This window comes from Shimia gijangensis (genome assembly GCF_900142085.1).
Taxonomy (GTDB): domain Bacteria; phylum Pseudomonadota; class Alphaproteobacteria; order Rhodobacterales; family Rhodobacteraceae; genus Shimia; species Shimia gijangensis.
In genome coordinates, this window is record NZ_FQZQ01000001.1 from 282,679 (window position 1) to 295,265 (window position 12,587).

A 12,587-nucleotide genomic window follows, 5' to 3' on the forward strand; every position below is an offset into this window, starting at 1 on the left:
ATTCCGAGGTGTTAAGATTTCATACCCATCCCAGAAAAATCGCGTGACCTAGGGGCACCTTGGTTAATTTGGAAGCATTTTCCGGATTTTTCACCCATTGTTGTCGAGGGGGCGACGGTAGCGATTCGAATTCGCGTGAAAAGTGAATTGATTTCGATTCGAATTTGGATATTTGCGCCTTAGTAAGTCAGCAGCAATCGATCCCGCACAACTTCTGTTTCAAGCGATTGCCCGTCCATTTGGAAACGTTTGAGCATTGAACGCCCGATATTCACAAAGTGTTCGTGCTCAAAAAGATCGGCAGGGTATGGAATTTCACAGTAGGTGTTGCCAGACTTTTTGGTTCCATCAATGTTGAGGGCGACATAAACGCCGCGTGATTTGGCATCGGCAATGCCTTCCATCAACTCTTCTAGGCGAAACTTTTGGGCGCCGTACAGAATGCTTTGTGAATGGGAATAGGGCGGGTCGCAATAAACCAGATCCCCCGCATTGGCGCGGGCCAGTGCCTCGAGATAATCCAGACGTTCAAACCGGGCTCCGGCCACACGGGGCACCCACATATCAACTCTTTGGGCGAATTTTTCGGGTTTCACGACCGGATGGCTGCCCAAGGGGGTCGACATCAACCCGTCCTTTTTGCGAAACCGCACGACTCCACCGTAACAGGACCGACACAGAAATAAGAGATCAGCCCCGTTTGGCGCAGCGTTGTAATCTGCCTTGATCTTTTCGTAGCGTTCCAACCTGTCGCCAGCCTGAAACCAGGTCCAGCGATCCGCGTACCATGTCTTGAGCCGCTCCGGGTCTTGCGCGAGGCACTGCCAGATTTCCATCAATGGTGCAAAAACATCAGAGCCCAATGCGCGCGCCGGGGCCAGATTGGCCATCACGCCGCCAGAGCCCAAAAACGGTTCATAGTACATGCCGTATGTGCGCGGAAAATGCGTGATGATTTGATCCGCATAGCGCTGCTTGTTGCCTACCCATTTGATCAGCTGGGTTTTGAATGGCGTAATCGCACCGGTTTCACGGTCCCTCAGATCGGATAGATCGGAAAATAGCGAGGGTTGCATTGTGGACCAGTTCCGCACGATTGAGAGGAAATCCCAACATCGCGGTCTGTCGCCTTGTGAGCAAGGGAAAACCATAGTGACGTGCAAAGCTTTCAAATAACTTTGGCTCAGGATGTTACAGCAGTTCTTTTTCAGGAAGGATCAGACCGCTACAGATTTTTTCGGCAGAGTGTTATTGTTTTGCGAATCGTTCACAGAGGTCCCTCATGCGAAAATTCGTAACAACCTTATTTCTTGGTGGTCTGAGCACAGCCGTACAGGCGCAGTCCACGATTGAAATGGACGAATTTGATCTTGTGCCCAATGCGTCATCGACGGTTGTTGCAACACCTTCTGTCCAGACCGGGGCCGCGTCGGAGATGGAAACCTGCCTTTTGGATCCGTCTAAATGTGCAAACTCCGAATTCAAATCCGGCACAGATTTTACAATGGACGATGTCGTGAACCTGCAATTGGTGAAACATGACAAGACCAAGCCCGAAGACAACATAAGCGGCGAAACTGTCCCGGAGACCATGGTGTCTTCGTCACAACCTTCGACCCAGGCGCTTCCGACAATTGATATCGAAATTCTGTTTGATTCCGGATCTGATCGGTTTCGGGCGGATCAGGAAGCCAAGTTGCGCGATCTCGCTTTGGTGCTGAGTTCGGAACGGTTCAAAGGATATCGGTTCCTGTTTCTGGGTCATACAGACGCCAAAGGCGCAGAAGACTTAAATTGGACGCTTTCCCAACGGCGTGCGGAGAGCGTCGCGCAGGTTGTGCGCTTGTTCACAGGACTGTCGACTTATGAGGTCCTGGCATCAGGACTTGGTGAGACTCGTTTGAAGACGCCCAGCGATCCACATGCCGGGGTGAACCGCCGCGTTCAACTGGTTCTGCTGCCGCAATAGCGCTTATTGAATTTCGAACTCTGAAAACCGAAACTCGGCTTCACCAAACCGCTCGGTCGTCAGAAGGCCGGAATAGGTGCCTTCATTCACCATGGTCAACGTGCTGCGCAGTGTCGCGACAATGTCTGCCTTATCTACGATTCCTTTGGGTTCGCACAGAAACCCCAACTTGTTGGTGCCGTGTGGGTCGCTTTGTTCCACCTGCAGACCGTATTCCGCACCCGGAGAAATCTCGTAACGTATTTGCCCATTGCTCAGGCTGGTGATCCGAAAAAAGCTGCGGGGAATCTGAGTGACTTTGCCTGTGGCGCCAAGATTTACAAACAATGGCTGACAGGATGGCGGCACATCGGCCACAACAGACACTTCTTCGCCTGCTGTGACCCGGGCTGGATAAACCGTCAAAAGTGTCTGCAGGGAATCGCGCCGTTTGGGCGTGCCATCCGTTTGGCGAAAGTAGAACTCTCGTTTCATCTGCGACAGCTGCTGAGGTCGTTGATCTCCGAGTGTTTCCTCAAGAACATCGTTTGTGACCCGTTTCATCAGGACCGACACTTCGGTGTCCGGGGTACCCATGTGACGGGCCAAAGCGCGTGCAAAAGGCGAGTTGTTTCCAGCGCCGTCTGAGGCCACCGCATTTGGCAGGGTGGCGTAGGTTATCATCATGTCGCCTTCGGGGCGCACAACTGCAAAACCACGGCGCACCGAGATATCCCGGTTTTTGCTGGTCGCGGTCTTGATCATCCGGTCGGCCCAGGGGTTGTTGCGACAGGCATCCAGAAAAATAAGACTGATGGGGACCGGCTTAACGATATCAATCAAAGTGTTCAGCGAGATTGTCTCGCGCTCAATCGCGCTTTCGCTTTTCAATTTGGCGTCGACAGGTACCAGATAGTTGATGCCGTCTTTCTGGAGCCCGTGTCCTGCGAAGTAAACCGCGATGACGTCAGTGTCGTCGTGTTGGCTTGCCAGATCATCCAAAGCGGCACCAAAGGTGTCTTCGTCTGCATCGATCAGTACTTTGGTTTCGAACCCCATCGCTTTGAAGCTTTGTTCGATCAAAACAGCATCATTCTTGGCATTCGGAAGGGTGCCTGCCGTGGCATAGTTTGAATTGCCGATCACCAGCGCAAAGCGTTTCTCGGCCAGCGCAGATGTGGTCAGGGCAAGAATTGTTAACAAAACAGTGCAAATTCGAACCAGCATTCAGAACCTCTTGGACGTGTCATTGATTGGGTTTGCCTGCAGCGTGCCCATTTGTAGCAGCGATGACGATCTGCTCGTGACCTCCACCGCTCTCGTGATAATAGGACAGAAAGACATTCAGGACAGCCCCATGACGACTTCTCCTTCTTTTCGCGAAATCCTTAGCGATCTGCGCAATGACAAAGTGCGCAGGGAAAGGCGCACTGACTGGGCCATTGCGTATTTGTATCGCCCGCCGGGTACCGCGCTTTCATGGGTTTTCCTGCGTATGGGAATGGGGCCGGTTGCCGTATCCGTTCTGGGTTTGATTGTTTCGCTTTTTGTTCCGGCGTTTGCGTTGTGGTTGCCCGTCTGGCTGGCCGCGTGGATGGTTTGTTTTTGCGGCGTGGCTTTTCAGATTCTGGATTGTTCGGATGGAACTGTCGCCCGGATGACAGGGCGTACGTCCATTCTTGGGGCGGATTTGGACTATTTTTTTGGCATGGTGCATTACCTGTGCCTGTACCCCAGCATCGGGCTGCTGGCAGATCGCACCTTTGAAAGCGGCCTCTTGTGGACAGCGGTGGCAACCATTGCTGTCGCGGTGCGGTTTCTTGCCCGTTTGATCCGCGATCAGATTGCTCTGCGAAAAAGTCAGGGGGAAGACACGCCTTTCAGATTAAATGATATTCCGGTTGCCTTTTTGGCCGGATTGACCGGGCTTATCCCTTTTGGCGCCTTGTCGGGTCCATATTTGGGGGCCGTGGTGGTCGCACTTTTGATCTATTCCGTTTTGGATGTGATTGACGCGTCCTTGCCGCTTCGCGATGCACCTTACAGACCAGACAGCTAACTTGCAGGTTTGAGGTCTGCGCCCTAGGCTCGTGAGAACAGGGAGGCAGGGGATATGCTGAAACGCGTTCTACAATGGGCCATCTTAGGGGTGGGTCTTCAAGTGACGTCGGGTGTTGCGCAAGAGCAGGCCGTGCCATCTGTGGTGGCAGATTGGCAAACCACGCTCAGCAATCTGGAATGTTCCGACTATCGGTTGAATGAGATCGAGCCTGACCTGTTGTGGGCGATGGCCTCTGCTTTTTCCGGGACAAGCGTTGTGGAGCTGGCGGAAAATGCGGGTTTCAACGAACTCGAAGATTTCTTTGCCAAAAATGGGAGCATCAATTCCTTCGACAATCGTTGGTCTTTGTTACAGCGCATTTTTGAGGCCAACCCAGCCGCGACATCACGCCTGCATGCAGAAGCACGCCAGCATGGGGCCGCTTTGTGTCCTGCACTTTCATACGTTGCCAAGACCGGTTTGCAACAAGTGGCCCGGTTGCAGATCAACGAACGCGCCTATTGGCAGCCGTATTCCGAATTGGCGCAGATTTTGATCAATGCCAAGAATTGCGGCTCTGTGGACGTAGACGGGTTTTTTGGGCCCGCCAGCCGGACGGCGTGGGGCACCAGCAAAGTGGGTCTGTCAGCCGCTGGTGGCACCTTGCCCACACCGGGGGATATTGCAGCACTGGCCGACAGCACGCGCGCCTGTATGCCCTTAAAAATGAACGCGTTTATGTTCGCGATGGATCGCTGTCATAGCGATGGGGGCGAGGTATCTTACCCTGAATTGCGCAAAACAGTTCAGGCCATATTGTCGGGTAACCCCGATCACGGCATGGCGACCGTGCGGCCGGCCCTGGCATGTGTGGTGAATTCGCTGGCTTGGGCCAATGCGCCTGCGGTCGACGGGATCGGAATGTTCGCCGATGTTGTGGAGAGCATTCCCATGGCAGAGAGCGGCTGGAAAGCTGCTCAGGATCACACGCAGGCGGTGCTGGGTGTACTGACCAACGAGGACGGTCAGTCGTTGGCTGACGCAGTTGGCGCAGAGTTGATTTCGCGGCACGGGAAGGGCGATCTGGGCCTTGTCGGTCTTGCCCTGCTGGCAAATGAACCCGGAGGTATCCGCGCAAAGACACTGGAACTTGTTCTGCAAGCGGGGTTTGCACAATCTGATGCCCGACCGGTTGTAGAGCAGCTGATTAAAACTGAGCTTGGCCAGTTGAACAATGTTTTGACAGGCGCGGCCTACGGTGCTGAAACGCGGACATTTGCAGATGGCACGTTGACGTTGGATTCCTCCCTTACGATGGATCAAACGGCGCATGTGATGGGATTTATCACCGCAATTGATACGGTGCCTATGATCCAAAACCGCTTGTTGAACAGCCCTTTCGATCAAATGAATTACGCCTACGCGACCTTCGTGCTGGAAGGGTTTACGCCCGGTGGCCGCCGCCCGGACCTTGCGTTCGCGCATTTCAAGGTGGCAGCAGATCGTGGTCATGCCCCGTCGCTGTTTCGTCAGGCTTTGATGACCGAGCACGGGTTGGGCACATCCGCCGATCCTGATGCAGCGATCGCCTTGTATGGCCGGGCCGCTGCAAAAAAAGAAAGTGCGGCAGCGCTGGCCTTGGCGCAGCGGTATGAGACAGGACAGGGCGTTTCGGCAGATTGGGAACGGGCAGCAAACTATTACGATACGGCTTTGAACAATATGCGACCCGCAACAGCGGCGGTGATGGTGCATGGGCAGATGGCGGCGCAGACCGGATTTTGGGATGACCGCGCACCCGGAGGTGAGCTGTTGGCCAAATGGGCCTATAGCGCCATGCGCGAATTGGCTGTTGGGGATGATGGTGAGCCAGATTGGCAAGAGAGTTTCGCACGCTACCGCGCCCGACGTTTTGCGGTTGCTTTAGGACATCAGTTCAGCGACGCTGAAAGCGGACTGATACTGGATATGCATCGCGCAGCTCAATGGTTGCGGGTGGCTGAAGGTATGGGCTTTTACTGGGATCCGGGCCGCAGTTATGCGGGCGACGACATTGATTACGACCCAGATGGGTCCGAACGGTTGCAGCGGTTGGTGTCGATGCGTCCCGATCTTGCGGCCCATCCGTTGGAGACTTTCGCGGCACAAGACCCGGATTCGCCTGAAGGTGTCTGGGCTGCCACGCGGGACGTATCAAAAACCCAAGCCAAAGTGCACGAGGTTTGTGCTCAAACGGAAGAGTATCAATATAGTGATTGCCTGACGTATCTGCATCGCGCTGCGATTGGCGGTGTGGCACCAGAGCTGGTGGCCAGCGCCTTTGAAATCCTGATGCAGGGATCCGACAAAGAGCTGGACGAGATCCGACAGTTCGGACGTTTGCGCCCCGATGAAAGCAAGCAATTGAATGGTTTGGGATGGGACTATAACCGCGAACCAGAGCACACGGCGCGGTTGGTGGATGTGTTGGCCTTTTTTGGCGACTACAAAGGGGCCGAAGCCCGCGCCCGGCTTGCAAAAACAGCCGCCTTGGACAAATCCATCGGACCGCTTCGCCGGCAGGTGGCCCGGGCCAGAAATCTGGGGCAAGAAAACACCGAATTGGAAAGCCTTTTGAGCGTTCTGGCGCGCAATGGAGACACTTCTGCGCGTGATTTGCTTGAAAGCTACCGTGCTCCGCCGAGACAGGCTGAACCACCTGATCTAGGGGTCGCAAGGGCGCAGTTCGCGGCGGTTGAGCATTTGCCAAATTCGCGGGCCATTGCCAATACGGCGCGGCGTTTGGCCCGTGCCGAGGCTGCAAGTGGCGACGTCCCACGCGCGATCGAGCTTGAATTGATCGCGATGAAGTCCGACATGGGGCGCCATCAGGCATCTGCCTTGTCAGATGGACGGATGGCGGCAAAGCTGGCCGAAGTTTGCACATTGTCGCGATCTTCTGAACGGCTGTTTGGTTATGGTGCGCGCGCCATTGCGATGACCTTTGCCAAACAGGCCGTGAACACGCTTCAGGACATGCGTCGGGATATTTCTTCACTGCCAGAGCATGTGCAATTGTGTTTCCGTGCGCAGGTTGAAAGCCACTATCGCTGGCTTGCCGACTTGTTTATCGCGGAAAACCGACCTGACGAAGCTTCGCGCGTTTTGGAAATGCTCAAAAGCTTTGAAAGTTTTGAGTTTGCCAATCGGGCCAAGGGGCTGACGGGTGAAAGCTATGACAAGCTGCCGATGATGGGTCAGGAAACCAAGCTGATCGAGGCTGTCGAGCGCGTAAAGCCTGCCCAAAACGCTTTGTCGGTTCGTCGAATTGCTTTGATGCGTCTGGCCAATTCGCGCGACTTGTCAGCCCAGGAACAACAAGAGTTGGAGGGGCTGAATAACACATTGGCCGTGGCTGCAGAACAACGAGAAGAAATTCGGGTTGCTTTGGTTGAGGCCGCCGAGGCGGTCGGGAGAGCCGATGCAAATACCCGCCTGAACCCGGGGAAATCGATCAAACGTTATCTGCGCAAGGGGCGTGATGATGTCGCGGCCATCCTGCAATATGTGATTTTGCCGGACCGGATGGGGTTGGTGATGACCACGGCCAGTCATCAACGGGTCTGGGGATGGGATACGCTTGAGGGAGAACCGTTTGACGAGGCCCGTTTGAATAGCCTGATCGCAGATTTTCGCGATCAGTTGCGCACCCCTGCCAGTGATCCGCGCGATCTTGCCCGGCGCCTGAATGACGTGCTTTTGCCTGCCGAAGTGCGTGCGGAACTGAAGGCTGCCAAAGCGGAAACCCTGATCCTGTCACTGGATCGACAGCTTCGGTATCTGCCGGTGGCGGCGTTGCACGATGGTGAAAACTGGCTGGCGGCGCAATTCACCCTGACCCACGTCAACCGGGCTGGATTGACGGCCAGCACCGAAGAACACAGCACAACCGTTGCGGCCTTTGGCGTCACGCAAGCCCATCAGGGGTTTGATCCCCTGCCTGCCGTGGCTGATGAAGTGAACCTGTTGGTTTCAGAAGGTGGTGGCGACAAGGGCATCCTGTCTGGCAGTGCCCGCTTAGACAGCGCATTTACCCGAGATACATTTGTAAACTCTCTGATCTTTTCGGACGAGATTGAGGATCGTATGGGTATTGTGCATCTGGCGTCGCATTTCAAATTTGGCACCACCGAGGCCAACAGTTTCCTGTTGCTTGGCAATGGGGGACGTCTGAGTGTGCAGGAAATTCGCGAAGGCCTTGGGCAAGATGCCGATCTGTCCGAAGTGGCGTTGCTGACCCTGTCGGCCTGCGAAACTGCCTTTGGGGACACCGATGCTGATGGGCGTGAGCTTGAGAGTTTTGCCGCCATTGCGCAGCATCAGGGCGCGCGGGCTGTAATGGCGTCGCTTTGGCCGGTTGCCGACAGTTCGACTGCCGCCCTGATGGTGGCGTTTTATCAACGCTACAACGCAGGCTTGCCGGTTGCTGAGGCTTTGCGGGGGGCTCAGATTGCTTTGATGACAAATGACCCAGAAGCGCAAGGTAGCAGCCGTCGCACCTTTAACCTAGGTGAGGGAGAGGCCGCGGAAACGATGCCCGAATTGCCCGCGATGGATGGTTGGGAACATCCGTTTTACTGGGCTCCGTTTATTCTGTTGGAGGGAAGCGTATGAGACTGTCTGTTTTTGCAATCGCTCTGGTATCTGCAGGGGCAGCGCAGGCTGAAATTGAAGACTGCTATGCGCTTGAGTCACCGCAAGACAAGATTGGCGAAATGGTTGTGACCTCAGACGGAGATATGACCTACACCCAGAAAGGACAGCCCAATATCCTGTATTTCAGCGGCTGTGGCGTGGCCGAAAATGATGTTGTGAAATGCTCGATCGAATGTGATGGCGGCAACATGTCTTACACGCACAGCGTCGAGGGAATCGAAGTCGATGCCAGTGGATTTCGCATTGAAACCATGCAGTTTGACAGCATCCTGAATGGGGCTGGACGTGACGGCGCTGATGGAGAGGTTCTTTATGGCGTGTTCCTGTTAAAACCAGCGCCGGTTGAGATGTGCCGAAAGGTGAACGCGCGTATGCCGGATATCATTTTGCAGGCTGGAGACGTTCATCCATTTGTCGCGGGCCTGGAACGCAACCTTCTTGCTGGTGGCTATTTTGTGGGTGGGGCGGATACGGTGTTTGATACACGCACCACCGATGCCGTGAAGGCTTATCAGGCTGATGTTGGACTAGAACAGACAGGTCACGCGGATCGCGCGCTGATGCGTCGATTGGGCGTCGATACGATGCTGGCGTTTGGCGGGTGCTGATTTCTCAAAAATGACTGGAAACGACATTGCAACGCCGCGCGTTTACAAGACGATGGCCCTTGTGGTTTGCAGTTTGGTCAAAACGTGATCAAAGGACCAGAACCGATGAGCAACAAAGTCATTCTCGTTATCATGGATGGCGCCGGATACGAGGCTTCCGTCAGCCAGTGTGGATACCTTGAGGGGGCTGTCGAACTGGGGCAGGCGAAACGCTGGAAGATGATCACCGCAACGCCAAGCCTGTCGGGGCCAATGTATGAGACTATTCATACAGGCCTGTGGCCGCACGAGCATGGCATTGTGTCGAACGAAGGTATGCGCCTGAGTTCCAGCCCAAACATCTTTTCGCTGGCACGTGCGGCAGGCAAGACCACAGCGGCGGTGGCTCAGTCCTATTATCATGCATTGTATGTGAATCAGCCCTGGGATCGTTTGCGTTCGGTAGAGCATCACGATGCCGACACAGACATTCAACATGCGCGATTCTATTCGATGGAAGGTTACGGAGCGACCAACGCGATGGCGCCTGCCGAGATCGACCTTTGTGCCCAGATGACCATTTTGGCTGAAGCGCATGATCCGGATTATCTTTTGCTGCACACCTGCGCCGCTGACACGCTGGGTCATACGTTTGGCGGCGATAGCGCCGAATATCGTTGGCAGGTCTGGATGATCGACAACGCCCTGTCCCGCGCGATTCCGACATGGCGCGAATTGGGCTATGAAATCATTGTGACCGCCGATCATGGCATGAACGCCGAGCGTCACCACGGCGGCATGGAAAAGATCATGCGCGAAGTGCCGTTCTATTACTTTGGTGATGCCACGGACTTGCCGTCAGACGGCACTGAACTCACTCAGCTTGGTATTGCATCGACAGTTCTTGGACGCATGGGCGTTGCCCCGGCGACAGGTATGCGGCCCGCATTGTTCTAAATGCAGAACACACTGATGGAGTGCTAAAATTCACACAAATCCAATAAGAATTTGTGCGGTTTTGCCCTGTTCCCAATTTTTTGTTGAGCTTACTTAAGGTAAGCTCTATCTTAGGTTGCATGCCAGTGAACGAACGTAGGCTTGGTGAACCTCGTTCGATTTTCGAGTTTTCAGTTAACATTCAGAGCAAGTAGAGCGCGTTTCGGTTTTGTTTTCTTATATTTGAATTGAACCGAAGTGGGTCTACTCGAACAGAGCAGGTCGGCCATTTTCAATGGTGGTTGACCATACGGTATCAGCAGTCCCGGAGCTGATGCAGTAATAAAAAGACGCAATAATAAAAACAAAAGTTTGCATTGTGAGGCAAAAAAAATGAAAATTTTGATCGTAGATGATGAGCCCGACATTCAAGTCCTGCTTACGTTTTTCCTGGAAGCAATGGGGCACACCCAAGTTGTGACAGCAAGTTCTGCTTTCGAGGCATTGAAAATTGTTGAGTCGTCAGAAATTCCTTTTGATATGTTTATGCTCGACATCCAGATGCCCAACATGTCAGGCATCGAGTTGTGTCAGGTTTTGCGCGCAATGCCAGAGTATAGGTTCAAACCTATTCTCATGGTGACAGCGATGTCGGACAAGAAATACGTGGATACCGCGTTTGCGGCGGGTGCCACAGACTACCTGAACAAACCATTCGATGAGCTTGAGCTAAAGCACAGGTTGGGTTTGGCGGAACGCGCTACTTTTCATGAGCGCCAAGTCGCGAAAGACGCCCAAACAATTTCAGATACACTGGCCCATGAGCCCCTCGCCAACCCGTACGACTTGTCCAATGCGGTGCCAATTGATGATGTCAACGGCGTCATGCGCGTGCACGCCTTTGAAAGCTATCTTAAGCATTTGCGTGTCCTTCAATTTCAAAAGACTCATTTTTTTTGTGGTGAATGTTGAAAACATCCGGGAAATTCATCAAAGATGCCAAGGGCGTGAATTTTCCGATCAGGTTGCTGATGTCGCCGAGGCCATTTCAATTGCGTTTTCGTCGGCGACGCCGTTTATCACCTACTTCGGCAATGGCATTTATGCTGTCGCGATGGACCACGGGCACGCCTGTTGGGCATCAGATATGGTAGCTGCAATCGACAACGCCATCATTAACCTGAGAATGGCTTACGGGAATGGTGAGTTGGTCATGGTTAAGTTGGGTCTCAGAGAAGTTGCAATGCCCACACTGCTTTCGGGTGCGCGCGTATCAGATTTTGTGACCGACTTTATCCTGCATATGAAAACGGAACAGATGGCGCACATTGCTGTTGGGTGATCCCAAAACGGATTGAAAAGCTCTGGCTAATTGCGAAAATATCCTGAGAAGGAAGTTCTGCTCAGGGAACGAGACCAGTCTCTTTCAGGAGGCCGCGTTTCTTGGCCTCGTAATAATAGCCGCGGGCATACCACTGAACGGCGGTGTCATAATCGCCGTCTGAGACCATCCATGCGCCGCGCAGGTATTTCACTGCGTATTTGAGGTTGGTTTCCGCATCCAGCAAATCCATGGGCTGACCGGTGAAGCCCATAGATCGCGCCGTGGCGGGAAGGATTTGCATCAGCCCATAATAGGGTCGGTTGATGGCATGGGGCCTGTGGGTGCTTTCGCGTATGATAACCTTGTGAACCAAAGGGCGTGGCACCTCGTAAAGGTCAGCATATTGGTTGATGAGCACGCGGAGTTCGGGGGTCTCATTGGGATAGAGTGGTGGTTCCGGTGGCTGTTGTGCATCACTTTTCCCTCCCGAACAGGCGGCAATAAAGGTCAGGGGGATCAGGCACATCACTGTGCGGCGGGTCATATCGTACATTGGTTTGATCACTCGCTAAGGGGCACCTTCAGAAGGTTACTGCGCCAGACCACAGAAGGCGAACCCCAAGGCGGTGAATGGTGTTTCTGCGTGGATTTTGGGCAGAACCCTGCCGAAGAGGTTGGGAACGAAGAGATCGGCGCGACGAGGGCCTGAAAACCATCTCTTACGGTAGGATCAAAACCATTTTGGGAAGAGGGCGATGGTGCTGTGAGGGAGGATTGAACTCCCGACCTCACCCTTACCAAGGGTGCGCTCTACCACTGAGCTACCACAGCATCTGTCGTGGCGCGGGATTTAGACTTAAAGTACCGACCATGCAACCCCAATCTGGACCCTTTTTTCCGGCTCATGTAAGGAATGGGTATGCAAAGCAATTCGCACTCCAATAAACAAAAGCCGAAACCGCTCACAAGGGATGAGCGGCTCAAGGCTGCGCTTAAGGCAAATATGGGTCGTCGCAAGGCTCAGGCAAAGGCCAGATCAGCGCAGGATGAGACGAC

General features: G+C 54.0%; 10 protein-coding genes and 1 tRNA gene. 7 read left to right on the forward strand and 4 right to left on the reverse strand.

Features of this window, described 5'->3' with window-relative positions; translation table 11 throughout:
* Positions 1-179: 179 nt before the first annotated feature.
* Positions 180-1,076, reverse strand: coding sequence for a DNA adenine methylase (locus BUC32_RS01325; protein WP_073248591.1), 897 nt, complete (start codon positions 1,074-1,076; stop codon positions 180-182).
* A 206-nt stretch (positions 1,077-1,282) separates the two neighbouring features.
* Here BUC32_RS01325 and BUC32_RS01330 point away from each other — a divergent pair, with 206 nt between their 5' ends.
* Positions 1,283-1,969, forward strand: coding sequence for an OmpA family protein (locus tag BUC32_RS01330; protein WP_073248593.1), 687 nt, complete (start codon positions 1,283-1,285; stop codon positions 1,967-1,969).
* Positions 1,970-1,972: 3 nt separating this feature from the next.
* On the opposite strand, the gene BUC32_RS01335 is transcribed toward BUC32_RS01330, so the two are convergent.
* Positions 1,973-3,175, reverse strand: coding sequence for a caspase family protein (locus BUC32_RS01335; RefSeq protein ID WP_073248595.1), 1,203 nt, complete (start codon positions 3,173-3,175; stop codon positions 1,973-1,975).
* A 130-nt stretch (positions 3,176-3,305) separates the two neighbouring features.
* On the opposite strand from BUC32_RS01335, the gene BUC32_RS01340 reads away from it, so the two are divergent.
* The 6 genes from BUC32_RS01340 (at position 3,306) to BUC32_RS01365 (ending at position 11,549) form a co-directional block, all read left to right on the forward strand.
* Positions 3,306-4,007 carry a CDP-alcohol phosphatidyltransferase family protein gene (locus BUC32_RS01340; protein ID WP_139280603.1) on the forward strand — a complete coding sequence of 234 codons (702 nt, stop codon included), beginning with the start codon at positions 3,306-3,308 and terminating at the stop codon, positions 4,005-4,007.
* Positions 4,008-4,061: 54 nt separating this feature from the next.
* Positions 4,062-8,642: a CHAT domain-containing protein gene (locus tag BUC32_RS01345; protein WP_073248599.1), complete on the forward strand. Its 4,581-nt coding sequence runs from the start codon at positions 4,062-4,064 to the stop codon at positions 8,640-8,642.
* Positions 8,639-9,292 (forward strand): peptidoglycan-binding domain-containing protein, encoded by a 654-nt coding sequence (locus BUC32_RS01350; RefSeq protein ID WP_073248601.1) that lies wholly within the window; start codon positions 8,639-8,641, stop codon positions 9,290-9,292. Before BUC32_RS01345 ends, BUC32_RS01350 begins: the two co-directional genes overlap by 4 nt.
* 105 nt (positions 9,293-9,397) lie before the next feature.
* Positions 9,398-10,228: an alkaline phosphatase family protein gene (locus tag BUC32_RS01355; RefSeq protein ID WP_073248719.1), complete on the forward strand. Its 831-nt coding sequence runs from the start codon at positions 9,398-9,400 to the stop codon at positions 10,226-10,228.
* 372 nt (positions 10,229-10,600) lie between these two features.
* Positions 10,601-11,179, forward strand: a complete 579-nt coding sequence (locus BUC32_RS01360) for a response regulator (RefSeq protein ID WP_073248603.1) — start codon at positions 10,601-10,603, stop codon at positions 11,177-11,179.
* Positions 11,166-11,549 carry a hypothetical protein gene (locus tag BUC32_RS01365; protein ID WP_073248605.1) on the forward strand — a complete coding sequence of 128 codons (384 nt, stop codon included), beginning with the start codon at positions 11,166-11,168 and terminating at the stop codon, positions 11,547-11,549. Before BUC32_RS01360 ends, BUC32_RS01365 begins: the two co-directional genes overlap by 14 nt.
* Positions 11,550-11,610: 61 nt before the next feature.
* On the opposite strand, the gene BUC32_RS01370 is transcribed toward BUC32_RS01365, so the two are convergent.
* A complete protein-coding gene (locus BUC32_RS01370) occupies positions 11,611-12,084 on the reverse strand; it encodes a lytic transglycosylase domain-containing protein (protein ID WP_245815106.1) in 474 nt (157 codons plus the stop codon).
* Between the two features lie 203 nt (positions 12,085-12,287).
* Positions 12,288-12,362: transfer RNA gene (locus BUC32_RS01375), tRNA-Thr, on the reverse strand.
* Between the last annotated feature and the right edge of the window lie 225 nt (positions 12,363-12,587).